This is a genomic window from Streptomyces sp. NPDC059679, assembly GCF_042734105.1.
GTDB lineage: Bacteria > Actinomycetota > Actinomycetes > Streptomycetales > Streptomycetaceae > Streptomyces.
Genome location: NZ_JBHWES010000025.1, coordinates 93263 through 119564 on the forward strand (window position 1 = coordinate 93263; position 26302 = coordinate 119564).

At 72.7% G+C, this 26302-nt stretch carries 26 protein-coding genes; 14 read left to right on the forward strand and 12 right to left on the reverse strand.

Annotated features, from left to right (window positions below):
- Nucleotides 1-71 precede the first annotated feature (71 nt).
- From sigE to ACFV2X_RS25920, 5 genes are all read left to right on the forward strand, one after another.
- Nucleotides 72-854 carry an RNA polymerase sigma factor SigE gene (gene sigE, locus ACFV2X_RS25900; protein ID WP_089505321.1) on the forward strand — a complete coding sequence of 261 codons (783 nt, stop codon included), beginning with the start codon at nt 72-74 and terminating at the stop codon, nt 852-854.
- Entirely contained in the window at nt 851-1750 is a 900-nt protein-coding gene (locus ACFV2X_RS25905) for an anti-sigma factor family protein (protein ID WP_385620539.1), read from the forward strand. The genes sigE and ACFV2X_RS25905 overlap by 4 nt, the downstream gene beginning before the upstream one ends.
- A gap of 184 nt (nt 1751-1934) precedes the next feature.
- Nucleotides 1935-3956 (forward strand): trypsin-like peptidase domain-containing protein, encoded by a 2022-nt coding sequence (locus ACFV2X_RS25910; protein WP_385620541.1) that lies wholly within the window; start codon nt 1935-1937, stop codon nt 3954-3956.
- A gap of 170 nt (nt 3957-4126) precedes the next feature.
- Complete coding sequence (locus ACFV2X_RS25915) at nt 4127-4609, forward strand: sec-independent translocase (protein WP_385620544.1); 483 nt, start codon at nt 4127-4129, stop codon at nt 4607-4609.
- A 117-nt stretch (nt 4610-4726) separates the two neighbouring features.
- Nucleotides 4727-5416, forward strand: a complete 690-nt coding sequence (locus tag ACFV2X_RS25920; protein WP_385620547.1) for a hypothetical protein — start codon at nt 4727-4729, stop codon at nt 5414-5416.
- 153 nt (nt 5417-5569) lie between these two features.
- Here ACFV2X_RS25920 and ACFV2X_RS25925 read toward each other — a convergent pair whose 3' ends face one another.
- The 3 genes from ACFV2X_RS25925 to ACFV2X_RS25935 are packed head-to-tail and all read right to left on the reverse strand — an operon-like array spanning nt 5570 to nt 8637.
- Nucleotides 5570-6724, reverse strand: a complete 1155-nt coding sequence (locus ACFV2X_RS25925; RefSeq protein ID WP_385620549.1) for an Mrp/NBP35 family ATP-binding protein — start codon at nt 6722-6724, stop codon at nt 5570-5572.
- A gap of 43 nt (nt 6725-6767) precedes the next feature.
- Complete coding sequence (locus tag ACFV2X_RS25930; RefSeq protein WP_385620551.1) at nt 6768-7304, reverse strand: DUF1003 domain-containing protein; 537 nt, start codon at nt 7302-7304, stop codon at nt 6768-6770.
- On the reverse strand, nt 7294-8637 hold the full coding sequence (locus tag ACFV2X_RS25935) for a magnesium transporter MgtE N-terminal domain-containing protein (protein WP_385620554.1): 1344 nt from the start codon (nt 8635-8637) through the stop codon (nt 7294-7296). Before ACFV2X_RS25935 ends, ACFV2X_RS25930 begins: the two co-directional genes overlap by 11 nt.
- Nucleotides 8638-8845: 208 nt before the next feature.
- Here ACFV2X_RS25935 and ACFV2X_RS25940 point away from each other — a divergent pair, with 208 nt between their 5' ends.
- Nucleotides 8846-9625 carry a hypothetical protein gene (locus tag ACFV2X_RS25940; RefSeq protein WP_385620557.1) on the forward strand — a complete coding sequence of 260 codons (780 nt, stop codon included), beginning with the start codon at nt 8846-8848 and terminating at the stop codon, nt 9623-9625.
- A gap of 61 nt (nt 9626-9686) precedes the next feature.
- Here ACFV2X_RS25940 and ACFV2X_RS25945 read toward each other — a convergent pair whose 3' ends face one another.
- Nucleotides 9687-10229: a hypothetical protein gene (locus ACFV2X_RS25945; RefSeq protein WP_385620559.1), complete on the reverse strand. Its 543-nt coding sequence runs from the start codon at nt 10227-10229 to the stop codon at nt 9687-9689.
- Nucleotides 10230-10331: 102 nt separating this feature from the next.
- Here ACFV2X_RS25945 and ACFV2X_RS25950 point away from each other — a divergent pair, with 102 nt between their 5' ends.
- Nucleotides 10332-11306 (forward strand): DMT family transporter, encoded by a 975-nt coding sequence (locus tag ACFV2X_RS25950; RefSeq protein WP_385620561.1) that lies wholly within the window; start codon nt 10332-10334, stop codon nt 11304-11306.
- A gap of 150 nt (nt 11307-11456) precedes the next feature.
- Here the strand turns inward: ACFV2X_RS25950 and ACFV2X_RS25955 are convergent, their stop codons facing one another.
- The gene (locus tag ACFV2X_RS25955; RefSeq protein ID WP_385620563.1) at nt 11457-12557 is read right to left on the reverse strand and encodes a magnesium and cobalt transport protein CorA; all 1101 of its coding nucleotides are present in this window, start codon (nt 12555-12557) and stop codon (nt 11457-11459) included.
- 453 nt (nt 12558-13010) lie between these two features.
- Between ACFV2X_RS25955 and ACFV2X_RS25960 the strand changes: the two genes are divergently transcribed.
- From ACFV2X_RS25960 to ACFV2X_RS25970, 3 genes are all read left to right on the forward strand, one after another.
- Entirely contained in the window at nt 13011-13619 is a 609-nt protein-coding gene (locus ACFV2X_RS25960; RefSeq protein ID WP_385620565.1) for a suppressor of fused domain protein, read from the forward strand.
- Nucleotides 13620-13710: 91 nt separating this feature from the next.
- A complete protein-coding gene (locus tag ACFV2X_RS25965; RefSeq protein ID WP_043486859.1) occupies nt 13711-14349 on the forward strand; it encodes a DUF6758 family protein in 639 nt (212 codons plus the stop codon).
- Nucleotides 14350-14419: 70 nt separating this feature from the next.
- Entirely contained in the window at nt 14420-15340 is a 921-nt protein-coding gene (locus tag ACFV2X_RS25970; RefSeq protein ID WP_385620568.1) for a PHP domain-containing protein, read from the forward strand.
- Nucleotides 15341-15444: 104 nt separating this feature from the next.
- Here ACFV2X_RS25970 and ACFV2X_RS25975 read toward each other — a convergent pair whose 3' ends face one another.
- Nucleotides 15445-15597 (reverse strand): hypothetical protein, encoded by a 153-nt coding sequence (locus ACFV2X_RS25975; protein ID WP_014176661.1) that lies wholly within the window; start codon nt 15595-15597, stop codon nt 15445-15447.
- A gap of 208 nt (nt 15598-15805) precedes the next feature.
- Here ACFV2X_RS25975 and ACFV2X_RS25980 point away from each other — a divergent pair, with 208 nt between their 5' ends.
- A complete protein-coding gene (locus ACFV2X_RS25980; protein WP_385620570.1) occupies nt 15806-16738 on the forward strand; it encodes an NYN domain-containing protein in 933 nt (310 codons plus the stop codon).
- A 4-nt stretch (nt 16739-16742) separates the two neighbouring features.
- On the opposite strand, the gene ACFV2X_RS25985 is transcribed toward ACFV2X_RS25980, so the two are convergent.
- Both ACFV2X_RS25985 and ACFV2X_RS25990 read right to left on the reverse strand, forming a co-directional pair.
- Nucleotides 16743-17645: an alpha/beta fold hydrolase gene (locus ACFV2X_RS25985; RefSeq protein ID WP_385620572.1), complete on the reverse strand. Its 903-nt coding sequence runs from the start codon at nt 17643-17645 to the stop codon at nt 16743-16745.
- Between the two features lie 581 nt (nt 17646-18226).
- Nucleotides 18227-19993 carry a DEAD/DEAH box helicase gene (locus tag ACFV2X_RS25990; RefSeq protein WP_385620575.1) on the reverse strand — a complete coding sequence of 589 codons (1767 nt, stop codon included), beginning with the start codon at nt 19991-19993 and terminating at the stop codon, nt 18227-18229.
- Nucleotides 19994-20456: 463 nt separating this feature from the next.
- On the opposite strand from ACFV2X_RS25990, the gene ACFV2X_RS25995 reads away from it, so the two are divergent.
- The gene (locus ACFV2X_RS25995) at nt 20457-21227 is read left to right on the forward strand and encodes a ferritin-like fold-containing protein (RefSeq protein WP_385620577.1); all 771 of its coding nucleotides are present in this window, start codon (nt 20457-20459) and stop codon (nt 21225-21227) included.
- A 148-nt stretch (nt 21228-21375) separates the two neighbouring features.
- On the opposite strand, the gene ACFV2X_RS26000 is transcribed toward ACFV2X_RS25995, so the two are convergent.
- The 4 genes from ACFV2X_RS26000 to ACFV2X_RS26015 all read right to left on the reverse strand — a co-directional run bounded on the left by ACFV2X_RS26000 (nt 21376) and on the right by ACFV2X_RS26015 (nt 23266).
- Entirely contained in the window at nt 21376-21642 is a 267-nt protein-coding gene (locus ACFV2X_RS26000; protein WP_385620579.1) for a hypothetical protein, read from the reverse strand.
- Nucleotides 21643-21853: 211 nt separating this feature from the next.
- Entirely contained in the window at nt 21854-22081 is a 228-nt protein-coding gene (locus ACFV2X_RS26005) for a DUF3107 domain-containing protein (RefSeq protein ID WP_014176655.1), read from the reverse strand.
- Nucleotides 22082-22255: 174 nt separating this feature from the next.
- Nucleotides 22256-22897 (reverse strand): TetR/AcrR family transcriptional regulator, encoded by a 642-nt coding sequence (locus ACFV2X_RS26010; protein WP_089504966.1) that lies wholly within the window; start codon nt 22895-22897, stop codon nt 22256-22258.
- 144 nt (nt 22898-23041) lie between these two features.
- Nucleotides 23042-23266, reverse strand: a complete 225-nt coding sequence (locus tag ACFV2X_RS26015; protein WP_385620583.1) for a hypothetical protein — start codon at nt 23264-23266, stop codon at nt 23042-23044.
- 175 nt (nt 23267-23441) lie between these two features.
- On the opposite strand from ACFV2X_RS26015, the gene ACFV2X_RS26020 reads away from it, so the two are divergent.
- Together ACFV2X_RS26020 and ACFV2X_RS26025 are read left to right on the forward strand one after the other, a co-directional pair.
- Nucleotides 23442-24509, forward strand: coding sequence for an alpha/beta fold hydrolase (locus ACFV2X_RS26020; RefSeq protein WP_385620586.1), 1068 nt, complete (start codon nt 23442-23444; stop codon nt 24507-24509).
- 616 nt (nt 24510-25125) lie between these two features.
- Entirely contained in the window at nt 25126-26133 is a 1008-nt protein-coding gene (locus tag ACFV2X_RS26025; protein WP_385620588.1) for a DUF3152 domain-containing protein, read from the forward strand.
- Nucleotides 26134-26302 lie beyond the last annotated feature (169 nt).

Sequence of the window (26302 nt, forward strand, 5' to 3'; positions counted from 1 at the left end):
GGGGGGAGCATATGGATCGCGAACAAATGCAGGTCAAAAATGCTTATCCGGAGCTAACGGGCGAGGTGGATATGGTAGGGGCTCTACTGGACACCACCAGAGCCGACAGGGGAGGTGCGGCTGCGGCCGGTGACCGGAGAGTGCTGAGGCGCTTTCGCAGGTCAGCGGGCGAGCCGAAATCCGTGACCGACATTGCTGACCGTCCTCGTTCCGTCGATACCGCTACGACCGCGACCTTCGCCACCGACGCGGACGCTCCGGCGTGGACACCTCCTACCTGGGAGGAGATCGTCAGCACGCACAGTGCACGGGTCTACCGCCTCGCGTATCGCCTCACCGGTAATCAGCACGACGCCGAGGATCTGACCCAAGAGGTCTTCGTCCGGGTCTTCCGCTCGCTGTCCACCTACAGCCCCGGGACCTTCGAGGGGTGGCTGCACCGCATCACCACCAACCTCTTCCTCGACATGGTCCGCCGCCGCCAGCGCATCCGCTTCGACGCGCTCGGTGAGGACGCGGCCGAGCGGCTGCCCAGCCGTGAGCCCTCTCCCCAGCAGCATTTCAACGACACGCACTTCGACGCCGATGTGCAGCAGGCCCTCGACACCCTTGCGCCGGAGTTCCGCGCGGCCGTCGTGCTCTGCGATATCGAGGGGCTGTCGTACGAGGAGATCGCCGCGACCCTCGGTGTGAAGCTCGGCACGGTGCGCAGCCGGATCCACCGTGGTCGCTCGCATCTGCGCAAGGCCCTCAAGCACCGCTCGCCCGAGGCCCGGGCCGAGCAGCGCACGGTGACGGCGGTGCCCCGCCCCGCCGCCGCGCCCCGGTTGAGCGGGGAGGTCGGAATCGCGTGACCCGGTCAGGCGGTCAGTCCCCCGCCGAGCAGCATCTCGGCGACCGCCTTGCAGCTCTGGTCGATGGCGAGCTGGGGCACGACGCGCGTGAGCGTGTGCTCGCACACCTCGCGACGTGCTGCAAGTGCAAGGCGGAGGCCGACGCTCAGCGGCGGCTGAAAAATGTATTCGCGCAGACGGCGCCTCCCGCTCCCTCGGAGGGCTTTCTCGCGCGGCTCCAGGGCCTGCCGGGCCTGTCGGCGGACGAGGCCGACGGCGGCGGTGGCGACAGCTCGCCGTTCGGCGGCTCAAGCGTCTTCGGCGCCCCGGACACCCGCGGCGTTCGTGGCGTGCACGAGGCGCGGGAGCAGGCGTTTGCGTTTTTGCCCACAAGCCGGGCGGTGAGCCCGGCCGCCTCGTCCGCCGCCGTCCCGCGTGAGCGCGGGTTCCGGATCCATGAGGTCGGTCGCCCCGCCCCGCGCCGCCGGTTCGCCTTCGCGGCCGCGGGAGCGGTGTCGCTGGCCGCGTTCGCGCTCGGCGCCGCGCTTCCGCTGGACGCGGCGGTCGACTCGCCCGGGAGCCAGGCGGAGGGCTCGGACAGTGCGGTGAGCCCGGTCGGCGTGAGTTCCGCGGTCGAGGAGACCGAGACCATGGGGTTGCGCGAGCGCACCCGCCGTGAGGTGGGGCTGCTGGATGTGGCCGCTCCGGTGGACACGACCTCCCCGAGTACGACGCACTCCCGGACCCTCAGCGAGGCCTCCGGCGGCGTCCCGGACCCGCTGATCCAGCCCATCCTGGCGGCCACCCGGCTGCTGCGCGCCGCCGCGGCCACGCCCGCGCCGACCCAGATGGCGGACCCCTCCCAGCCGGCGACGCGGACCCCGCCGTACCACGGATTCAGCGCGCCCCCGAAGTAGCGGAGGGCCGATGGGCGGCGCGCCCCGGCCCGTGCGGCGGGTGCGGGGCCGCTCGTGGCGTACGCACTGCGCGGGCGTCGGCGGACCTGATTGAATCGGCTACCGGGCAGCGCCACCCGGTGGCGGTGGCGGCTGTCCCGAGGCGGCGCAGTCCGCGCCGTGTCGCGGGAAACCTGGGGAGATCATGGACGAGGGTAAGGCCACCGGGCCCAAGCCGAAGTGGTGGAGCCGCCCGGTCACACGACCCGGTCGCCGGTCGTCATCCGAGGCCGATGCGCAGCCCGCGGGAGACACCACGGCCGGGGATTCGACGGCGGTGGGCGCGGGTGACGGCGGCGTCGGACACGCGCCGGGCTCAGCTGACGGAGCGTCGGCCGCCGCGGCGCCGGGCGATACGGGGGCGGTTGACTCGGTGCCGGGTGACGCGACGGCCGCCGGGGCCGAGTCCGGACCGGCGCCCATGACCCAAGCCCCCATCGACAACCCCGTCGGTGACGGTGTGTCGGACCAGCCGCCGTCACCCGCGGCCGGTGGCCACAGCGGCGATGGTGAGGATGGCGGGGACGGAGCCGCGGCGGGAGCCGAGTCCGGTGCGGAGGGCGGGCAGACCGCCCATCCGCTGCACGCCCCCGACCCGTACAGCACACCGCCCTACGGCGGTCCCGGCCCCTGGGCGCCCGCCCCTCCTGTGCAGCGGCCCATGCCGACCCCGGCCCATGGCACCACCCTTCCGCCCGGCATCCACCCCGGCGCGACCCCCGCGCACGGCACCCAGGTGCCGCCCGCGGCGGCCCAGGCCGTGCCGCCACCCGGGATGACCCCGGCCCAGGGCACCCAGATGCCCCCGGCCGCGATGGCCCCGACCGGGATGACCCCCGCCCACGGCACCCAGCTCCCGCCGGGCACCCAGCTCCCGCCGGGCACCCAGCTCCCGCCGGGCACCCAGCTCCCGCCGGGCGCGCAGCCGGACCCGGCCGCCGCCACCGCCCAACTGCCGCAGCAGTCCGGGCAGCCCCTGCAGTCCCAGCCGGGGCAGGCCGCGCAGTGGCAGCACTATGACCCGTGGACCTCGGCACCGGACGTGCCGCGGAAGCCCTCGCGCCGCCGCGGACTGGTCGGGGCCGTGCTGATCGCGCTGATCGCGGGCTGCCTCGGCGGCGGTATCGGCGCGTATCTGGAGCATGAGCGGACCACCGAGGACAGCGCGGTGCACCTCCCGCAGGCGTCGGCCGACCAGGGTGCCGTCGACCCGGACAGCGTCTCGGGCATCGCCGCGCGTGCGCTGCCGGGCGTGGTGACCATCCATGTCAGCGGCGGCACGGAGCAGGCCACCGGCACCGGCTTCGTGCTCGACGAGCAGGGCCATATCCTCACCAACAACCACGTCGTGGAGCCCGCCGGTTCGGGCGGCGCCATATCGGTGACGTTCAGCGGCGGCGAGGTGGCGGACGCCAAGGTGATCGGCCGGGACAGCGGCTACGACCTGGCGGTCATCAAGGTCGACGGTGTCTCAGGACTGCATCCACTGGCCCTCGGCAACTCCGACTCCGTGCGCGTCGGCGACCCCGTCGTGGCGATCGGCGCCCCGTACGACCTGGCGGGCACCGTGACCTCCGGGATCATCAGCGCCAAGGAGCGCCCCATCACCGCGGGCGGTGAGCAAGGGGACGGCAGCGATGTCAGCTATGTCGACGCGCTCCAGACCGACGCCCCGATAAACCCGGGCAACTCCGGCGGCCCGCTGGTGGATTCCAAGGCGCGGGTCATCGGCATCAACAGCGCGATCCGCGCGGCCGACGACGGTTCGGGGCTCGGCGGCAGCCAAGGCGGCAGCATCGGCCTGGGCTTCGCGATCCCGATCAACCAGGGCAAGCGGGTCGCCGAGGAGCTGATCAACACCGGCAAGGCCACCCACCCTGTGATTGGTGTCACGCTCGACATGGAGTACGCGGGGGACGGCGCGCGGGTGCACACCCGGGGCGCCGACGGCCCGCCGGTCAACCCGGGTGGCCCGGGCGACAAGGCCGGGATCAAGGCCGGCGACATCGTCACGGAGGTGGACGGCGTACGGGTGCACAGCGGCCAGGAGTTGATCGTCAAGATCCGCAGCCACCGCCCCGGCGACCGGCTCCGGCTGACGCTGCGCCGGGACGGCCGGGAGCGGACGGTGGAGCTGACGCTCGGTTCGGCCAGCGGCAGCGGCTGACACGCCCGGCTGGTGACGCCGGGGGGCACCTCCCAGCGGTAGCTGGGGGAGGGTGATGTCCGGCCGGAGACGCCCGATGTTGGTCCGGGCGTCTCCCGCCCTGCCCCTGCCGACAGGTACCGTGTTCAGTGGCCTGGACCGTGGCCACAGACGTCCCTAGGAGCTGCAAGGTGTTCTTCGACATAGGACCCCTCGAGCTGATCGCGCTCGTCATCCTTGCGGTGCTCGTCTTCGGCCCGGAGAAGCTTCCGAAGGTCATCCAGGATGTGTCGCGGTTCATACGCAAGGTGAGGGAGTTCTCCGACAACGCCAAGGAGGACATCCGCTCCGAGCTGGGCCCGGAGTTCAAGGACTTCGAGTTCGAGGACCTGAATCCGAAGAATTTCGTCCGCAAGCATGTGCTCGACTCGGACGACATGGGCCTCAAGGAGATCCGTAACGGCTTCGACCTCCGCAAGGAGATGGCCGAGGTCGCGGACGCGGTGAACGGCCGGGAGAGTGACGCAGCACACGGCTCTTCCGGTTCTTCCCCGACCTCGAAGTCCGGCGGCGGGTCCGGCTCCGACAGCGGCTCCAGCACCCCTGACCTGCTGCGCAAGCGCGAAGAGCCGGGGCGCGAGGAGCGTCCGCCTTTCGACTCCGACGCCACTTGATCCCCCCGTATGCCCGGCCTGGTTGACCCGTATGGCTATCCTCCCTTTGTCCGGGGTGAGGTCGCCTGAGGGGGGCGGGCCGCCCACGACGCAGGGCAACGAGGAGGCTCCGCACAGATGGAGACGACGAGTCGGCTAGGGGAGCAAGGGGTGGCTGGTACAGCGGGCGCGTCCGCCGAGGACGGCGCGTCGGCCGCTCAAGGGATCCCCGCCGACGCTCGGCGGAGGGTCGACGGCTATCTGATGGCCGCCTTCCCGTGGTACGGCCTTGACGAGGCGTTCACGGGGCGGCGCCGGCTGATGCAGGTGGGCGCGGCCGCGGACGGCACGGTCGAGCACGGCTCCACCGGGCACGGCGACGAGCCGTCGCTGCGCGCCGAGACCGAGCCGGACCAGCAGCGCTTCGCGGTCGTGGTGACCGTGGCCAGCCGCCCGGTGCGGGACAGCGCGGACGGTACGGGCGTGCTGGAGGCCACCTCGGTCTCCTCGGCGGCCTGGCTGGCGGGGTCCGGCCTGCTGTCGTCGACCTGGCCGACGCGTATGGAGCGCGCGCTGCGCCAGGACTGGCTGGACCAGCAGACCGCGATCGCCTGGGAGCTCGCGGACGACCTCGACGGCCCGGGCTGGTCGCAGCTGTCGCTGCCGGTGGACGGGGTGCCGACCGACTTCCACTACCGCGAGTCCGAGTACGGCTGGGTGCTGGCCGGATCGGCCCGCGAGGGCGGGCACATCGGCGCGTACGGGCGCGGGATGAGCGCGTACGGGCTGGGTTTCGCGGTGATCAAGGACATCACCGCGTACGAGTAGCCGAAACCCGGCAGTCGGCCGAGACCAGGCAGCTGCCGAGGCAGAACGGCCGGACAGCAGGCAGTACGGAAAGACCGGGCGGCCCCCTGAGGAGGCCGCCCGCAGCTCTTCGCGCCCGCTCGCTGAGCCCGCCCAAGGCCGCCTAAGGCTCGCTCAGAACTTGTTGCGCGGAGTGATACCCAGCGACATACCCGCCAGCCCGCGCTGCCGCCCCCCGAGCTTGCCCGCGATGGCCCGCAGCGCGCTGCCCGCCGGGGAGTCGGGGTCGGTCAGCACGACCGGCTTCCCCTCGTCGCCGCCCTCGCGCAGCCGCACATCGATCGGGATGGCGCCGAGCACCGGCACCGTGGCGCCGGTGGCCCGGGTCAGGCCGTCGGCGACCGTCTGGCCGCCGCCCGTGCCGAAGACGTCGACCATCTCGTCGCAGTGCGGACAGGGCAGCCCGGACATGTTCTCGACCACGCCGACGATCTTCTGATGGGTCTGGACCGCGATCGAGCCCGCCCGCTCGGCGACCTCGGCGGCAGCCATCTGCGGCGTGGTGACGACCAGGATCTCGGCGTTGGGCACGAGCTGGGCCACGGAGATCGCGATATCGCCGGTGCCCGGCGGCAGGTCGAGCAGCAGCACGTCCAGGTCGCCCCAGTAGACATCGGCGAGGAACTGCTGGAGCGCGCGGTGCAGCATCGGCCCGCGCCACACCACCGGGGTGTTGCCCGGGGTGAACATGCCGATCGAGATGACCTTCACGCCGTTGGCCGACGGCGGCATGATCATGTTCTCCACCTGGGTGGGGCTGCCGTCGGCGCCCAGCATGCGCGGCACCGAGTGGCCGTAGATGTCCGCGTCCACGACGCCGACCTTCAGACCGTCGGCGGCCATCGCCGCGGCCAGGTTGACCGTCACCGACGACTTGCCGACGCCGCCCTTGCCGGACGCCACCGCGTACACCCGGGTCAGCGAGCCCGGCTTGGCGAAGGGCACCTCGCGCTCTGCCTGGCCGCCGCGCAGCGAGGTGGCCAGCTCGCGCCGCTGCTCGTCGCTCATCACATCCAGCTCGACGGTGACGCCGGCCACGCCCGCGACCTTGGACACCGCCTCCTGCACCCGGGCGGTGATCGTCTCGCGCATGGGACAGCCGGCGACCGTGAGGTAGACCGCCACCGCGACCGTGCCGTCCGCCGCGATCTCGACGGATTTGACCATGCCGAGATCCGTGATCGGCTTGTGGATCTCCGGGTCGTTGACCGTCGCGAGCGCGGTGCGCACCGCGTCCTCGGTCGGTGTGGGGGCAGTGTCGGTAGCCATACGGAGATGGTACGGCGCACCGGGTACCGAGCGGTAAGGGCGGTCAGCGGTCGCGTTCGTCACGCGGGGCCGGGGACGGGGCGGGGGACGGGGCGGCGCGACCCTTGGCCCCCTCCCGCTCCACCTCCCTGATCAGATCCTGGAACTCGGAGCGGATCCAGTCGCGGGTCGCCACCTCGCCCATGCCCATCCGCAGCGCGGCGATCTCCCGGGCCAGGAACTCGGTGTCGGCGATGGAGCGCTCGTCCCGGGCGCGGTCCTGCTCCAGGGTGACCCGGTCGCGGTCGGACTGCCGGTACTGGGAGAGCAGGATCAGCGGGGCCGAGTAGGAGGCCTGCAGCGAGAGCATCAGCGTCAGGAAGATGAACGGGAAGGAGTCGAACCGCAGCCGCTCCGGAGCCAGGATGTTCCAGCCGAGCCACACGGTGACGAAGACCGTCATCCAGACGATGAAGCGGCCGGTGCCCAGGAAGCGGGCGATCCGCTCCGACGCCTTGCCGAACGCCTCCGGGTCCCACCGCGGCAGCGGCGTGCGGCGCCGCACTCTGGGCCGGTCGAGCCGGGTTCCGTCACCGGCCATCGGGGACCTCCGGCCAGCCGCCACGGGCCGCGTGCCGGCTTCCGGGGACCGTCGGCGGGCCTCCGGAGACCGTGGGCGCGGCCATGCCGTACAGCTCCCGCTCCCGCCAGTCGGGCGGCAGCAGGTGGTCGAGCACATCGTCGACCGTCACCGCGCCGAGCAGCGAACCGCTCTCGTCCACGACCGGTGCCGTGACCAGGTTGTACGTGGCCAGATAGCTGGTCACCCCGGGCAGCAGGGCCTCGGGCCGCAGCGGCTGGAGATCGGTGTCGACGACCGAGCCGACGAGCGTGTACGGCGGCTCCCGCAGCAGCCGCTGGAAGTGCACCAGGCCCAGATAGCGGCCGGTCGGCGTCTCGTCCGGCGGCCGGCACACATACACCTGCGCGGCGAGCGCGGGGGTCAGGTCCCGGTTGCGTACGCGCGCGAGGGCGTCCGCGACCGTCGCGTCCGGGCGCAGCACGATCGGGTCGGGCGTCATCAGCCCGCCCGCCGAGCCCTCCTCGTACGACATCAGCCGCCGCATGTCCGCCGCGTCGCGCGGCCGCATCAGGGCCAGCAGCCGCTCCTTGTCCTCCTCGGGGAGCTCGGAGAGCAGATCGGCCGCGTCGTCCGGGGCCATCGCCTCCAGGACGTCGGCCGCGCGCTCCTCCTGGAGCTTGCCGAGGATTTCGACCTGGTCGTCGTCCGGCAGCTCCTCCAGGACGTCGGCGAGCCGTTCGTCGTCCAGCGCCGCGGCCACTTCGCCGCGTCGCTTCTCCGAGAGGTGGTGCAGCACATTGGCGAGGTCGGCGGGGCGCAGCTGCTCGAAGGTGGCCAGCAGATTCTCCGCGCCCTGCCCCTGCTCCTCGAGGGAGAAACCGGTGACCGCGGACCAGTCGACGGTCAGCGTCTCCCCGCGCCGCCGCAGCGCGCCCGACCTGCCGCGCCGTACGAAGACCTTGTCGATCTGCCAGTCCCGGCGCGCGGGCAGCTGCGCCATGGCCACGTCGAGGACCGTGACCTCCTCGCCCGTCTCCACCATCCGTACGGTGCGGTCCAGCAGCTCGCCGAGCACCAGGGTCTCGGTCGGGCGCTGCTGGAAGCGCCGCATGTTGACCACGCCCGTGGTGATGACCTGGCCGGACTCGACGCTCGTCACCCGGGTCATGGGCAGGAAGATCCGGCGGCGGGTGACCACTTCGACCACCAGACCCAGGAGGCGCGGCGGCCGGCCGCCCAGGCGCAGCATGGCCACCAGATCGCGGACCCGGCCCACCTGGTCGCCGTTGGGGTCGAAGACGGGAACACCCGCGAGGTGCGAGACGAACACCCTGGGGGCGCCTGCGGGCATGTCATGCGCCTCCCTGTGTCATGGGCTCTGTCATGGACTCTTCCGCCGACGCGAATATCGGCTTCATTGGCATATGTGGTCGTATTCGGCTATCGCTTTGAATGCCGGGTTCAGGCTAGCGCGCCCTGCCCTGCCCTGCCGCCGGAGCGGCACCCCTGGACGGCACCGGTACGCTGCCCCTGCATCGGCTTCAGGAGGCAGAGCAGACGTGCGCACCCGGAACCCAGCTGTCATGGCGGCGATGTGCGCGGGGTTGGCCGCGGCGCTCGCCGGATGTGGCGGCGACGGCGGCGGCGAGGACCCCGACGCGGGCACCAACGGCGTGGGCAAGCTCCCCGCCGCGAAGATCGAGGCCAGAGCCCAGAAGGCCGCCGGGGACGCCGAGGCGGTACGTCTGTCCGGCGAGCTCGTCACCAAGGGGCGCACCTACAAGGTCGACATGCGGCTCAAGGCGGACGGCGGCACCGGCCAGGTCTCCGCCGAGGGCAGCACCTTCCAGCTGCTGCGCGTCGGCAAGGACCTCTACCTCAAGGCCGACGCGGGCTTTTGGGCGCACAAGAACGAGGGCGGCGAGGGCAGCGGCAGCGGGCAGAGCGGGGGCGGACAGAGCGCGGGCGACGCCGCCGCCGCGAAGAAGCTCGACGACAAGTACGTGAAGATCCCGGCCGGCGACCCCTCGTACAAACAGCTCAGCGGGCTGACGGACAAGACCCTGCTGCTCGACGGGCTGCTCGGCCTGCACGGAAAGATCTCCACGGGCGACCGCGGCAAGGTCGACGGCGTACGGACCATCCGGATCCGCGGCGGCGAGGGCAGCGGCGGGGCGCTCGACGTGTCGTTGGAGGGCACGCCGTATCCGCTGCGGCTGGAGCGGGCGGGCCGCGCGGGCGTGATCCGGCTCGCCGACTGGGACAAGGACTTCACGCTGGCCGCGCCGGACAAGGGCGATGTCGTGGACTACGGACAGCAGATCCCGAGCGGCACGTAACTCCCCAGCGGCGCGTACCGCTGAGGCGTTGCGCAGCGAGATCCCCGGCGGCGCGTACCGCTCAGCGGCCCTTGCGCGCGCGGCCCCGGCGGGCGAGCAGCTTGGGGAGCCCGGCGGGCATCGGGCGGCGGGTGGTGGCCGGGCTCGGCGGCGGGGGCGCGGCCAGGGAGCCGGACGGCAGTTCCTCGACCGGGGCCGACGTCGGCTCCAGGCGCAGCACCCGGCACTCACGGGCCCAGCGCTCGGCGATCCGCTCGGAGTCCGGGGCGTTCAGCCGCTTGCCCTTCAGCTCGTCGACGGCGGCCGTCCACGCCTCGCCGCCGGGCGCGAGTTCGGCCACCCGGGCGGGCCAGGTGACGAGCCGTCCGCCCTTGTCCTTGCTGCGCACGGTGACGGTGGCGGCGCCGCCGTCCACCAGGCCGAGGTCGCTCAGGGGCTGCTCCCCGGGGCCGTCCCCGACCAGACAGACCGCGCCCTCGTGCCACACGTGCCACAGCGCGCGGTCGCCAACGGCCTGGGCGCCGGCCGCGCCACGGACCCAGACGAGGGCGGACTTCTTGGCCGCTTCCTCGATGAGGGCGCGGTCCAGCGGGGTCTGCGTCATGCCGACAGCCTATGGCCAGGTGGGGCGACCGCCGTACGGACGGCCGTCCCACCAGATGGGCGGGCAGTTCCGAAGGGTCCTGATGCCTCTTACCCTGAGGCCGTGTCCAATGCCAGTTCCAGCCGCTCCGGGACCTCCGCCGGTGTCGGTCCGGCCGGTCGGGCCGGACCGACAGCCCCTGTCCCGCAGGCCCCCGCCGTTCACCCCGCCGCCACCCTCGACGTGGCGCTGCTGGCACTCGCCGTCGCCTCGGTCTCGTTCTCCGCGCCCCTGGTCGCCGCGACGGCGGCCCCGGCCCTGGCCGTCGCGTTCTGGCGCAACGCCATGGCCGTCGGCGCGCTCACCCCCTTCGCGCTGCTGCGCCACCGGCGGGAGCTGCGCGGGATGGGGCGCGGCGGGGTGCTGCTGTCCGTCGGGTCGGGGGCGCTGCTCGCGCTGCACTTCGGGGCGTGGCTGCCCAGCCTGCACATGACCTCCGTCGCCTCGTCGACCGCGCTCGTCACCACGACCCCGATCTGGACCGCGCTGCTGCTGCGGCTGCGCGGGCAGCGCCCGTCCGGCCTGGTCTGGGCGGGCATGTCGGTCGCCCTCCTCGGCGTGGTGCTGCTGACCGGGGTCGATCTGTCGCTGTCCACCCGCGCGCTCGCGGGCGATGCGCTCGCGCTGGTGGGCGGTATCGCGGGCGCGGGGTATGTGGTGCTCGGCGCCGAGGTGCGGCGGACGGTGAGCACGACGGCGTACACCTATGTCTGCTACGGCACCACCAGCGTGCTTCTGCTGGTCACCTGCCTGGCCTCGGGTACGGCCCTGGGCGGCTACAGCGGCGCGACCTGGCTGAAGCTGGCCGCGCTGACGGTCACCGCGCAGCTGCTGGGCCATTCGCTCATCAACCGCGTGGTCAAGGGCCTGGGGCCGTCCATCACCTCGACCTCGCTGCTGCTCGAGACGCCGGGCGCGGCCCTGATCGCCGCCCTCTGGCTGGGCCAGACGCCGCATGCGGTCGCCTACCCGGCGCTCGGGGTGATCCTCGTCGGCCTGGCGCTGGTGGTGCTGGCGGACCGCAGAAAGCCAGGCTGAGGGCCCCGCCGCTGGCGAGTGAGCCGAAGGGGCGCGGCCGCTGTCGAAAGTGGAGAGCGCGCGGAGGCCCCGAGGAACGAGGGGCCGAGCACGGTCGACCGTCGACAGGGGCCGCGCCCCGGAGGCGAACCGAGCCTCAAAAAAAGGGGGTCAGAGCCAGCCGTTGCGCTTGAAGCCGCGGTGGATCACGAAGCAGATCGAGACCGTGACGACGAGCACCGCCGGGTAGCCGAACTTCCAGCGCAGCTCCGGCATGTAGTCGAAGTTCATGCCGTAGATCCCGGCGATCATCGTGGGCACGGCGAAGATCGCCGCCCAGGACGTGATCTTGCGCATGTCCTCGTTCTGGGCCACGGTGGCCTGCGCCAGATTGGCCTGGAGGATCGAGTTGAGCAGGTCGTCGAAGGCCAGCACCTGCTCATTGACGCGCGCCAGGTGGTCCGCGACGTCCCGGAAGTACTTCTGGATGTCCGGGTCCACCACCCGCATCGGCCGCTCGCTCAGCAGCTGCATCGGCCGCAGCAGCGGCGAGACGGCCCGCTTGAACTCCAGCACCTCTCGCTTGAGCTGGTAGATCCGCCCCGCGTCGCCGCCCCGCCGGGAGCTGGCCGCCGAGAAGACGTCGATCTCGACCTCGTCGATGTCGTCCTGGACCGCGTCGGCGACCGCGAGATAGCCGTCCACGACCTGGTCGGCGATCGCGTGCAGCACCGCCGAGGGGCCCTTGGCCAGCAGCTCGGGGTCCTCCTGGAGGCGGTGGCGCAGCGCGCGCAGCGAGCCTTGGCCGCCGTGTCGGACGGTCACGATGAAGTTCCGGCCGGTGAAGCACATGACCTCGCCGGTCTCGACGACCTCGCTGGTGGCGGTGAGCTCCGCGTGCTCGACGTAGTGGATCGTCTTGAAGACGGTGAACAGGGAGTCGTCGTACCGCTCCAGCTTCGGCCGCTGGTGCGCCTGGACCGCATCCTCCACGGCCAGCGGGTGGAGTCCGAACTCCTGTGCGATTCCGGCGAACTCGCGCTCGGTCGGCTCGTGCAGCCCGATCCAGGCGAAGCCGCCCTCGGCGCGCACCCGCTTCATGGCCTCGGCCGGGCTGCAGTGGTCGCTGACCCGCCGCCCGTCGCGGTAGACGGCGCAGTCGATCACCGCGCTCGAGACGGAGGGGTCGCGGGTGTTGTCGTAGTTGCTGGTGGCGCGGGTGCGGCGCAGGGCGGGGCGGACGGCTGCGCGCAGGTCACGGATCATCGACATGACGGGCTCCTTCACGGGCAGGCCGTCAGCGGCGGGCGCGCGGCGCAGCGCGGCCCGGAAGGTGGACGTACGGGCTTCGGTGGCCGTACGTCCGCAAAGCGGGCGGCACTCCGTGCGATGGCGCTGACGGAAGTTCGCGGTAGAAAAGAGACAAAGCGTTACGAAGGCGCTCTACCGTCAAGTGCCCTGGATGCGCATCGACTTCACGTGTTTCACCGCCGAGCGGTGGGGTACGGAAGGTTTCAGATCAAGAACAGCCGCATACCGAGGGGAAGAGGACGGGAGAACTGTCGGTACTGCACGGTCGACTAGGATCCACCGCAGCCCCACCTCCTCCGGTCGGTCCCCCTTGAGGGATGACGTATAACTCCCTGGGCAGGCGCCAAGGCTATCAGCCGTCTGAACCGATAAGTCGCCGCTTTGCCTGTTCGATACGCGATCTATGCTCGCCGCATGTCAGACGTTCTTCAGCTGGTCGAGGCCCGATTGCGGACGGCGCTTGGCGAGCCTGACGCCCGCGCCGCCGTGACCTTCGTCGGCACGGACCGCATCGAGGTGCTGCGCTTCCGCGACGCGGACGTCGTGCGTTACGCCACACTCGGCATGGCCGACCGGCCGATGACCGACCCGACCGCCGTCGTCGCCGACCCGCTGCGCGGCCCGCGCGCCGAGTTGGTGCTGACGGTGCGGATCGGCGGCGCGGCCGTGGGCCCCGGGCTGCCCGTGCTCGACGAGGTGCTGCGCCCGCTCGCCGTCCTCGCCGCGTCCCCCCAGGTGGAGGGCGTGGTGGTGGCGCCGGGAGCCTCGCTGGACCTGGGCGGGCCGCTGTGGCCGGGCGCGCCCTTCACCTCCGTATTGGTGGCCGAACCGGGCGGGCTGGTCGAGGACTTGGAGCTCGACCAGCCGATGGACCCGGTCCGTTTTCTGCCGCTGCTGCCCATGACCGGGAACGAGGCGGCGTGGAAGCGGGTGCACGGCGCGGGCGCGCTGCAGGACCGCTGGCTCAGGCACGGCACGGATCTGCGGGACCCGAGCCGCTCCGGGGTGCCGCTGGCGAGCTGAGATGAGGGGCGGCTCGGGTGCCGGCCCGAGTCGCATCCGGACGGGTGATCGTCCTTGACGTGGCGACGCCCGGGGAGGACCGTGGGGCCCTATGAGGGGCGAACCCAGTTGCCCGAAGTGCGGTGGCCGGGTGCGGGCGCCCGGTCTCTTCGCCGACTCCTGGCAGTGCGGGGTGCACGGCACAGTGCATCCGCTTCAGCCGGTCGTCCCGCCGAGCGTCGAAGCACTCGTGGTCGTCACCAACCGTGCCCGGGTGCCGGTGTGGATGCCGTGGCCGCTTCCGGTCGGCTGGCTTTTCACCGGCGTCGCATGCGCGGGCGACGACCGCAGCGGCGGCCGGGCCACCGCCGTGGCCTGCTCGGGACCCGGCCCGCTGGGCGGGCCCGGGGAGCTGCTGCTGGTCGCGGAGGAGCTGGGGGTCGGGCTCGGTGCGCGATACGCCGGGATCCGCGGCCCCGACCCGGGGCCCGGTATGCGGGTCGACCGGGCGCCGCAGGTCAAGGTGTTGGCCGCCGGGCGGCCCACCCCGCTGTGGCTGGTCGAGGGCACACCGGACGACCGCGCGGTGTTCGCGGGGGAGGCGTGCGGGCTGTGGCTGTGGGCGATCGTCTGGCCCGAGCAGACCGGTCTGATGATGTACGACGAGATGGTGCTCACCGATCTGCGGGATGCCGGGGCCGAGGTGGACCTGGTGCCGTGCGGGGCGCTGTCGCCGCGCATCCTGGGCTGATCATCTCGGTCGCGGCCGGTTATTCTGAAGCGTCCCCTCCGTTCCACCGCCGCAGCTGGGAGCCCGCGTCGTGCGCATCGATCTGCACACCCACTCCACTGCGTCCGACGGTACGGACACCCCCGCCGAGCTGGTGCTGGGCGCCGCCGCGGCCGGTCTTGACGTCGTCGCGCTCACCGACCACGACACCGTCGGCGGGTACGAGGAGGCGAAGCGGGCGCTGCGCGGCGTTTCATCGGGGCTGACCCTGGTGACCGGCGCCGAGCTGTCGTGCCGGCTGATGGTCCCGCCGTCCGACGGCGGCTCGGGCACCTCAGGTACGTCGGAAGACGGCGCGGCGGGCGTGAGCCTGCACATGCTGGCGTATCTCTTCGACCCGGTCGAGCCGGAGCTGGCGCGCGAGCGCGAGCTCGTCCGCGACGACCGGGTGCCGCGCGCCCGGGCGATGGTCGACAAGCTGCGGGAGCTGGGCGTGCCGATCACCTGGGAGCAGGTGGCCCGGATCGCCGGCGACGGGGCCGTGGGGCGGCCGCATGTGGCGACCGCGCTGGTCGAGCTGGGCGTCGTCGAAAGCGTCTCGGACGCCTTCACTCCGCAGTGGCTCGCCAATGGCGGCCGGGCCTACGTCGAGAAGCACGAGCTCGACCCGTTCGAGGCGATCCGCCTGGTCAAGGCGGCCGGCGGGGTGACCGTCTTCGCGCATCCGCTGGCCCTCAAGCGCGGGCTGTGCGTGCCCGAGAGCGCGATCGCGGAGCTCGCCGCCGCGGGTCTTGACGGGATCGAGGTCGACCATATGGACCACGACGAGCCCACGCGTGCCCGGCTGCGCGGCCTCGCGGCCGAGCTCGGTCTGCTCACCACGGGCTCCAGCGACTACCACGGCAGCCGTAAGACCTGTCGTCTCGGCGAGTACACGACGGATCCCGAGATCTACGGAGAGATCGTCCGCCGGGCGACCGGGGCGTCCCCGGTGCCGGGCGGGGCCGGCTGAGCGGTCCGTCCGTCGCCCGGACGCACAAGCGCCCCCGTGCGACGAGGCACGAGGGCGCCGGAAGCTGCGTACTGCGAGCTACTGCTACGTACTACAACGGGGCGTTACCGGGCTGAGCTTTCGGCGGGGCGGATGTAGATGCGCTGACCGATTGCGGCGGCCTGCTGCACGATCCGGTTGACGGAGGCGGCGTCTACAACGGTGCTGTCCACGGCGGTCCCGTCGACATCGTCGAGGCGCATGATCTCGAAGCGCATGGCTTCTCCCTTCGTCTGATCCTCCTGAGGAGAACTGTGGTGTGAGACGGATGCGCGCGGCGCCAGTGCCGCGAGCTTCCGTACGGTTCAACAGAGGGTGCCATGGAAAACATTCCCTACGCTAAAGAAAATTTTCGGGAGCCTAATTACCGTCTCGTACCAGGTCCGGTTGTGTCCTGAGCGCGTCGGCCCGGAGAATGAAGCGCGTATGAGTGACGTCACGCCTCCGGGCCAACCAGACCTCGCCTCGGTCGTCGCAGGTATCGAGCGCACCAATGAGCTGCTGCAGCGTGTGCTCGCAGAGGTCGCGACCACACCGTCCACCCACGCGATATTCGTGGACGCCGGCTATGTCTACGCGGCCGCCGGCCGACTGGTCGCAGGAACCGAGGACCGCAGAAGCTTCGAGCTCGACGCCGAGGGGCTCATCGAGGCGTTCATCGACAAGGCCCGCACGATCTTCCCGGACAGCAGGCTGCTGCGCGTCTACTGGTACGACGGCGCCCGGCGCCGTATCCACACCTCCGAGCAGCAGAGCATCGCCGAGCTGCCCGACGTCAAGGTCCGGCTCGGCAACCTCAACGCCAACAACCAGCAGAAGGGCGTCGACTCCCTCATCCGCTCCGACCTGGAATCCCTCGCCCGGCACCGCGCCATCGGCGACGCGGTGCTGATCGGCGGGGACGAGGACCTGGTCTCCGCGGTCGAGGCGGCCCAGGGGTACGGCGCGCGGGTGCACCTCTGGGGCATCGAGGCCGTCGAGGGGCGCAATCAGGCCGAGCCGCTGCTGTGGGAGGTCGACAGCCAGCGCACCTTCGACCTCGACTTCTGCAAGCCGTACGTCACCCGCCGCCCCGCGGGATTCGAACCGTACGGAGCCGAACCGGGCCCGGGCGCGCCCGCCCCCAGCCGCGACGACGTCCGCTTCGTCGGGGCGCAGATCGCCGCGCGATGGCTCTCCTCGCGCGGCCGGGAATCACTCGCCGAGCTGCTGCCCGGCCACCCCTACCTGCCGGGCTCGGTCGACCAGGAGCTGCTGATCGACGCGGAGGCCCTGCTGCGGCTGTCGCTGCGTACGCATGCCGACCTTCGGCGGGCGCTGCGGGACGGCTTCTGGGAGCACCTGCAGGCCCAGTACTGACGCGTCAGCTGTCGCCGTCGACACCGCGCCAGAAGTCGATCAGGGCCTCGGCGGTGGGGAGCGGTCGCTCCGCGTTGGGAGAGTGCCCCGCGCCCTGGATCACGGTGCGGTGGGCGCCGAGCCGTTCGGCCATCTCGTCCATCAGCGGCACCGGCCAGGCGTAGTCCACGATCCCGGACAGCACATGCTTGGGCAGCGCCACCCCGGCCAGCTCCGCGACCCGGTCCGGCTCGCTGTTCAGCTGCCGCCCGGTGGCGATCAGCTGCTCGGGAACCGTGCCCAGCCAGCGCTGGTGGAGGAAGTCCTCGACGCCCGGCGGCGTGGTCTCCTCGGGCGCCTCCGGCGGGTCGAGCTCGCGCATCGCCTGCCAGACGGTCTCCATATCGGTCACGGCCAGCGCGTCGATCAGCAGCTTGGTGCGGGCCTGCTGCGATTCGGAGATGGCGGCCGGGCCGGAGCACATCAGCGTCAGCGAGGCGAAGGCGTCCGGGGCCATCATCACGGCGGTCCGTACGACCAGCCCGCCGAGCGAATGCCCGAGCACATGCAGCGGCGCGGAGCCTTGGGCGGTGGCGGCGGTGGTGTCGGCGGCGGCGTGCAGTGCGGCCGCCTGCGCCAGGACGTCCCGGGCCAGCTCCTGCTGCGCGTACGCCGCCTCGTCCCGCGGCCCGCCGGTCTCGTGCTGCCCCCGCCCATCGACCGCGACCACCCGGAACCCGGCGCGGGCCAGCGGCTCCAGCAGCGCGATGAAGTCCTCCTTGCTCCCGGTGAACCCGGGCACCAGCAGCACCGTCCCCCGCACCACCCCCTCAGGTCGCGCGTCATGTACGGCGAACTCCCCGCGGGCGGTACGAAGACGGTGCGCACGGGCGCACCCGGGCAGCGTGATGAACGGCGGCCTGCTCATGCGCCGAGGCTAGCGCGCACACGGAAAATCCCGGCCAACCCGCCATGACGTGTGCCGCCACGTCCCCACGTCCGCCGCGCCCCGCGCGTCTTCGCGTGCGCGGGCCGCCATGCTCCTTGAGCAGCGTCCTCGGCGCCCTCGGCGCCCGCGTGCGCGCGGGGCGGGACTCGTGTCCAAGGGGCGCGCGGCGTCGGTGGCGGGTCGGCTTCGGCCGGTGGCCGTCGGGGGCCGGGCCGGTGTCTGCTGCGATTGGCCGCTGCCCCCGGCGGCCGGCCGTGGCTGGTGGCCGGTGCCGCACGCCGTCCCGTCGCCGCCCGGGTCGGCGCTGCCATTCGGCTCGCCGCGCGTCGGCGCCGTACCGCCCCCCAGGCGCGGTGGTGTCGGTGCCGCGTGCGGTGTCGCTTCCGGCGGGTCCGCGGTCTCCTGACGCGGGAAGCGTCCCGGACAGCGCGATCGGAGGACGGTCGGGGGAATCGACCGGTGCGGCCGGACGGCTGTTGCCCCGGTTGGGGGCTCCGGGGACGCCGAAGGGCCCGGTCCGGGGGAGCGGATCGGGCCCTTCGGCGGTGGGGCGGGTGGCGTCAGCTTGTCTCTGTGGCCTCGGCCTTCGACGCTGCCGAGCGGGTGCGGCGACGGCGGCGGACCGGCTTGGCCTCGCCGTCCCCGGCCTCGGCCGGGGCCGTTTCGGCCTGCGGTGCCGGTGCCGGTGCCGGTGCTGCCGTCGCTTCCGTGGCCTTGGCGGTTGCCGCGCCGCGGGTGCGGCGGCGGCGCGGCTTGGCCGGGGCCTCAGGCTCCGCCTCGGGCTGTGCGGGGTCGGTCACGGCCGTGGTCGGGCCCTCGGCCGTGGTGACCGCCGCCTCGGCGTCGGTGCCGCTGTCGGCTGCCTTGGCCGTGGCCCCCGCGCGGGTGCGCCGACGGCGGCGGGGCTGCCGTGGCTCCGCGGTGGCCTCCGGGGCCGGGGCCTCGGCTGTGCCCTCCGCCGTGTCCACGGCTGCCTCGGCCGCCTGCGTCGAGTCGTCGGTCACCCCGTCGACCACGACGCCGCCGCGCAGCCGGCGCCGCTGGCGCGGCGTGCGGGTGCGGGCCGGGCGCTCCTCGGCAGGCGCCGCCGCCGAGGGGCGGCGGCCGCCGCGCGCGGACCGGGCTCCGCGGGCGCCGGTCTCGCCGAGGTCTTCGATCTCCTCGGCGTCCAGGCCCGCCCGGGTGCGCTCGGCGCGCGGCAGGACACCGGTGGTGCCCTCCGGGATGTTCAGCAGCTCGTACAGGTGCTCGGAGGTGGAGTAGGTCTCCTCCGGCTCGTTGAACGGCAGGTCGAGCGCCTTGTTGATCAGCTGCCAGCGCGGGATGTCGTCCCAGTCGACGAGGGTGATGGCGGTGCCCGACGCGCCCGCGCGGCCGGTGCGGCCGATGCGGTGCAGATACGTCTTCTCGTCCTCGGGGGACTGGTAGTTGATCACATGCGTGACGCCCTCGACGTCGATGCCGCGCGCGGCGACGTCGGTGGCCACCAGCACATCGACCTTGCCGTTGCGGAAGGCGCGCAGCGCCTGCTCGCGCGCCCCCTGGCCGAGGTCGCCGTGCACCGCGCCGGAGGCGAAGCCACGGTGGGAGAGCTGGTCGGCGATGTCGGCGGCGGTCCGCTTCGTACGGCAGAAGATCATGACGAGGCCGCGGCCCTCGGCCTGCAGCACCCGCGCCACGACCTCCGGCTTGTCCAGGGAGTGGGCCCGGAAGACATGCTGGGTGATGTTCGCGACGGTCGCGCCCTCGTCGTCCGGCGCGGTGGCGCGGATGTGGGTGGGCTGCGACATATAGCGCCGGGCCAGCGAGATGACCTGGCCCGGCATGGTCGCCGAGAAGAGCATCGTCTGGCGCTTGGCGGGCAGCATCTGGATGATCTTCTCGACGTCGGGCAGGAAGCCCAGGTCGAGCATCTCATCGGCCTCGTCGAGGACGAGGCTCTTGACGGAGGAGAGCCGCAGCTTCTTCTGGCCCGCCAGGTCGAGCAGCCGGCCGGGGGTGCCGACGACCACGTCGACGCCCTTCTTCAGGGCCTCGACCTGCGGTTCGTACGCACGGCCGCCGTAGATGGACACAACGCGCACGGCGCGGACCTTGCCGGCGGTGAGCAGGTCGTTGGTGACCTGCTGGCAGAGCTCGCGGGTGGGGACGACCACGAGCGCCTGCGGGGCGTCGGTCAGCAGCTCGGGCTTGGCCCGGCCCGCCTCGACGTCCGCGGGGACGGTGACGCGCTCCAGCAGCGGGAGGCCGAAGCCCAGCGTCTTGCCGGTGCCGGTCTTGGCCTGTCCGATGACGTCGGAGCCCGAGAGGGCCACGGGGAGCGTCATCTCTTGGATGGGGAACGGGGACGTGATGCCGACGGCCTCAAGGGCCTCGGCCGTCTCGGGGAGGATCCCGAGGTCTCGGAAAGTGGTCAGGATGCTTGCCTCTTCTGTGAGACGCGGCGTGAGGCGGCGAAGGGGTCGCACGGCGCCCCGAGTACAACCGGCCTTGGGGTGGCCGGTCCGGCGCGGGACCACTGCCCTCGCTCGAGCGCTCATACCGCGAGCGGGTCCCTCCTGCCGTGCGCACGATTACGTGCGCGCCGCGCGGAGGGCGGTCGGTTTGGAGCCGATCGGGCCACCGACCGGGCATCCGTATGCGTGGAACGACCCGCCGATACTCGACGGGTGCCTCTAGCACTGTACCCCGAGACCGCGCATCTGTGACCGGGATGCCGGATGCGCCCCGTTGCCGGTCCCGGCTGACCAGGGCCTTCCACGGGGCGCTGGGCGGGCTATTGTGCGCAGCATGGAGACGTCTGACACACCGGAGAACGCCCCCGCCGACGGGGAGCGCGCCGAGGGACACGCCGACGGGGAGCGGACTGGGATCGCCGCCCAGGACTGGGCGCGGGCGGCCGCCCACCCGCAGTACCGGGCCGCCGTGGTGGACCTGCTCGGCGCCCTCGCCTACGGCGAGCTGGCCGCCTTCGAGCGCCTGGCCGAGGACGCCAAGCTGGCGCCCACGCTGGAGGACAAGGCGGAGCTGGCGAAGATGGCGTCCGCCGAGTTCCACCACTTCCAGCAGCTCAGAGACCGGCTGGCGGAGGTGGGCGAGCAGCCGACGGCGGCCATGGAGCCGTTCGCGGCGGCGCTGGACGGGTTCCATCGCCAGACCGCGCCGTCGGACTGGCTGGAGGGCCTGGTCAAGGCCTACGTCGGCGACTCGATCGCCAGCGACTTCTACCGCGAGGTGGCGGCCCGGCTGGACTCGGACACCCGCGGGCTGGTGCTGAGTGTGCTCGACGACACCGGCCACGCCTCGTTCGCGGTGGAGAAGGTACGGGCGGCCATCGAGGCCGACCCGCGGGTCGGCGGGCGGCTGGCGCTGTGGGCGCGGCGGCTGATGGGTGAGGCGCTGTCGCAGGCGCAGCGCGTGGTCGCGGAGCGGGACGCGCTGTCCACGATGCTGGTGGGCGGGGTCGCGGACGGCTTCGACCTGGCGGAGGTCGGCCGGATGTTCTCCCGGATCACCGAGGCGCACACCAAGCGGATGGCGGCGCTGGGCCTGGCGTCCTGAGCCTGGCGTCCTGAGCCTGGTGCTCTGAGTCGTCGGACGGAGCGGTAGCGCGCGGCCCGCGCCCCTGGAGGGGTGCGGGCCGCGGTGCGTATGGGGGTGGCTCTGAGGCCGGTGGCTCTGAGCCCGGTGTCTCTCGGACAGGTGGCTCTCAGGCCGTGGCGGAGCGGCGGAGCCTGCGGGCCGGGCGGACCAGCAGCGACAGCAGCGCCACCGAGACGCCGAGCGCGACGATCAGCACCGTCGGCGCATGTCCCGCGCCCAGCACGGCGTGGGCGAGCAGGGAGCCGAGAAGCGCGGCGCCGGGGCCGGTGGACAGCAGCAGCCGTCGGGAATGGAACCTTCGAGGCTGCCAGCGGCCCGCCCCGTAGGCGATGGCGAGACCGATCAGTACGGAGCCGAGCGCTTCCAAGATCATGGTGCGTCCTCCCGTGCGTGGATCGGGATCGAGGCCTCGTGGTACGGCGGTGCCGAGCCCCGGTCGCAGCCGTCCTACCCCCGGCCGGTGGCGGGCAACCCTGCCCGGCCGACCGAACCTGAAGACGGCCTTCCGCACGCGCCTGAAAAGGGGCGGGGCCCGGTGAGGGTTCTCACCGGGCCCCGCCGCGTTCCGTTGGCGCGGACGCTGCTCAGAGCGCGCTGAAGCCGACCTTGCGGGCGGCCGGCTCGCCGATCTCGACGTATGCGAGCCGGTCGGACGGGACCAGGACCTTGCGGCCGTGGTCGTCCACCAGGGTCAGCAGCTGCGCCTTGCCGGCGAGCGCGTCGGCCACGGCGCGCTCGACTTCCTCGGCAGACTGTCCGCTCTCCAAAACGATCTCGCGGGGCGCGTGCTGCACGCCGATCTTGACCTCCACGGCTTTGTCCCTCCGACGGTCAGTTGGGGTGCGCGGCCAGCCGCGCCGTACGCAGCACACATTAGCCCGGTGCGGAGACCGGACGGGCCGTACGGGCGCACGCCCGCAGCGAACACGCGGCCGCCGGGGGCGCGGCGGACACCCGCACACCGCCCCGGCCGCCGCGCGCGGCTCTCAGTTGCCGCCGTCGGCGCCGTGCAGCGGGAAGCCCGCGATGCCCCGCCAGGCGAGCGAGGTGAGCAGCTGCACGGCCGTATCGCGCGGCACCTGGCTCTCGCTGGAGAGCCAGTAGCGCGCGACGACCTGCGAGACCCCGCCGAGGCCGACCGCCAGCAGCATCGACTCGTCCTTCGGCAGGCCGGTGTCCTCGGCGATCACCTCGCTGATCGCCTCGGCGCACTGCAGCGAGACCCGGTCCACGCGCTCGCGCACGGCCGGCTCGTTGGTCAGGTCCGACTCGAACACCAGCCGGAAGGCGCCGCCCTCGTTCTCGACGTACGCGAAGTAGGCGTCCATGGTGGCGGCGACGCGCTGCTTGTTCTCGGTCGTCGACGCCAGCGCGGTGCGCACCGACTGCAGCAGTGCCTCGCAGTGCTGGTCCAGCAGAGCCAGATAGAGGTCGAGCTTGCCGGGGAAGTGCTGGTAGAGCACCGGCTTGCTGACCCCGGCGCGCTCGGCGATATCGTCCATGGCCGCCGCGTGATAGCCCTGTGCCACGAAGACCTCCTGGGCCGCTCCCAGGAGCTGATTCCGTCGGGCTCGGCGCGGCAGGCGCGTGCCCCGCGGGCGCGCCTCGGTCTGCTCGATGGCTGTCACGCCGCCTCCCAATGAGTGTTCTGTACACGGTGTGCACCGCGCCCGCCATCGTACTTTTGGGTAACAGGGCGGCGCGCGGTCCGTACGGAGAATTTCACGGGCCGCACTCCGTGGAAAGTCGATAAAGCTGACAAATGGCGCAGTTCACAGGTAGTCGTCCTCGTCCACCTCGACGATCCGGGCCTGCTCCACGCGGTCCGCCTCGTTCGCCTCCGACAATGTGTCCGCGCTCACGGGCTCGTCCCGGTTCGGCAGGAGGTCGTGGTGCTGCTCCGCGGCGTCCACTTCCGGTGCTTCGACGTCCTCCACGGCGAATTCGGCGGCGTCGTCTTCCTCGAAGGTCTCGGGGTCGCTGGGGTCGACGGACATTTCTCCCCTTCCTCAGGCGTTCCTCAGGCGCCCGGGTCCGGGCGTTTCTCCCGCCCGCCCCGGCCCGGTGATCGTCCCTGTATTTACGAGCCTAGGAGAGCTCACTTTCGGACGCTACGCGGCCTGTGAGGGCGAACACAGGGCTCCGAGTGTGATCGTCTCGTAACATTGCTGCATGTCTTCGACCGAGCAGCCGGTTCCCCGCATCCTCTCCGCGGTCCCGCCCGCCCGGCCCGTTCGCGTCGGAGCGGGGGAGCGGCTGCGTACGGTGCGCCTCTCCGGTCTCACCCTCACCGTACGGTCCCGCCCGCCGATCCGGGACGGTCTGCCGCCCGCGCTTTATGTGCACGGGCTCGGCGGCTCCTCGCAGAACTGGTCCCTCCTGATGGAGCCGCTTGCCGAGCGAGTGGACGGAGAGGCCCTTGACCTGCCCGGCTTCGGTGACTCCCCGCCGCCGGACGACGGCGACTACTCGATACCGGGCCACGCCCGTGCCGTGATCCGCTATCTCGACGCGAGCGGGCGCGGCCCCGTGCACCTGGTCGGCAATTCACTGGGCGGCGCGGTCTCCACCCGCGTCGCCGCGCTGCGGCCGGACCTGGTGCGCACCCTCACCCTCGTCTCGCCCGCGCTGCCCGAGCTGCCCCCGCAAATGACGGCGGTCCCCACCGGCCTGCTCGCGGTCCCCGGCGTCACCCGGCTGTTCACCCGGCTGACCCGGGACTGGGACGCGGAGCGGCGCACCCGCGAGGCGATGGCCCTCACCTATGGCAACCCGTCGCGGGTCAGCCCCGAGAACTTCGCACTGGCGGTGCAGGAGTTCGAGCGGAAGCTCGCCCTCCCGTACTTCTGGGACGCGCTGACGCGCTCGGCGCGCGGCCTCGTCGATTCGTACACGCTCGGCGGCCGGCACTCGATGTGGCGGCAGGCCGAGCGGGTGCTGGCGCCGACGCTGCTGGTGTACGGGATGCGTGACCAGCTGGTGTCCTACCGAATGGCGCAGCGGGCCGGCGCGGCCTTCCGCGACTCGCGGCTGTTGACGCTGGTGGACGCGGGGCACGTGGCGATGATGGAGTATCCCGAGGCAGTGGCGCAGGGGATGCGCGAACTGCTCGACGACGTGACAGGCCGAGAAGGCAGAGCAGGCCGGGAGGGCCGGGAGGACGGCGGCCGCCGGGGTGACCCGGGGATGCGGACCGCCCCGGTGCCCGGCACGGACGGGAGCGGTGCGGCGCGTGGGTAAACACAGCGCACGTGGCAGCCAGAGCCAGGAGGACCGCGACCGCCGGTCCGGGCAGGCGGGCCCAGGCTCCGCCCCCGGCGGCGGCCGTGGCCCCGGTGCCGGTCCCGGCTTTGTGGAGTACACGCCCTCCGGTCCGGCCGGAGGCCCGGGCACCGGCCGCAGGCGGCGGATGGTGCCGGGACCGGGGCCTGGGGCTGGTCCTGAGCCTGGTGTGGATCCTGGTGTGACGCCGCCGCAGGGTGTGCCGCGGATGCGTCCGCAGGGGCCCGGTGTGCCGCGGGCCAGGGGCGGGCACCCGGAGCACCGTGAGCCGGGCGGCGGTTGGGGCGCCGTGGGCGGTCCGGGCGGGCCGGGCGGTCGTATGGTCCCGGGCGGGCCCGGGGGGCCTGGCGGTCCGGCGGGTCCCGGTGGTTTCGGCGGACCGGGGCGGCCTGGCGGCCAGCCGCGTCCCGGTGGTCAGACCGGTCCTGGCGGTCCGGTGTGGCGCGGCGGTTTGAGCGGTGTGCCCGGCGGCCCTGGTGGTCCCGGTGGTCCGGGCGGTATGCCTGGCGGGGCGCGGGCGTCTTTTGGGGCGCGGACCGCGAGCCCTGCGCCGGACGCGACGGTGGGCGGCCTGATGCCAGGCCCGCGCAAGGAGTACGTCGACGCGTTCGACACCTCCGAAGCCCTCGACTGCGACGGCGAGGACGTCTTCGCCGCGGGCGCCCCGGGAGCGCCGCGCCGCGCCGGGGCGGACGGCGCCGATGGCATGGACGCCGACGCCGACGACGGTGAGGGCGAGACCCAAGAGGCGGCCGGCGCGGCCAAGGGCGGCAAGGGGCGGACGTTCACCGGTGTCGCCGCCGCGGCCGTGACCACCGTGCTGGCGGTCGTGGTCGCCGGGCAGGTGGCCAACGGGCCGCAGGACAGCGGCAACAGCGCGCGCGCCCAGGGCGGCGCGGAGCGCACCGAAGCCGCGGGCGACGACGACGGGAACGGCGAGCGGGCGGCGCGGCCCGCCCCGACCACCCCGGCCCCGAAGGCCACTTCGTACGCCGCGCTGATGACGCAGAAGTTCCCGCTGGACCCGAAGCTGAGCGGATCCGGGGCGTTCACGACGGTCGCCGGGCAGGACAAGGGGACCGGCCGGGGCCGGGTGTGGCGCTATCGCGTGGACGTGGAGAAGGGCCTGCCGCTGGACGGCGAGCTGTTCGCGCAGGCCGTGCACAAGACGCTGAATGACAACCGTAGTTGGGGCCACGGCGGGGCCAGCTCCTTCGACCGGGTCTCCTCCGGCCGGGCCGACTTCGTGATCACGCTGGCGAGCCCCGGCACCACCGCGAAGTGGTGTCTGAAATCCGGTCTGGACACCACCCAGGACAACGTCTCCTGCGACTCCGCCTCCACCGAGCGCGTCATGATCAACGCCTATCGGTGGGCACAGGGCGCGAAGACCTTCGGCGACGACAGGATGCATGCCTACCGGCAGATGCTCATCAACCACGAGGTGGGCCACCGGCTCGGGCACAACCACGAGATCTGCTCCCGGCAGGGCGCGCTGGCGCCGGTGATGATGCAGCAGACCAAGTTCCTGACGACCGACGGGGCGACCTGTCGGCCGAACGCCTGGCCGTATCCCAAGTGACGGGCGGCCGCGGGTAGCCGGCGGCCGTACCCGCGTACGGAGCCCCACAACGCCTGACGTCCGAGAAGGTCACGGGCGTTCACCCCTTCCGGTGGTGGGGGGGGGCAACCCGCCGGCCCCCCCCCCCCCACCCCCCCAACCAGGGGCCCCCGCCCCGGCCCGGGGCGCC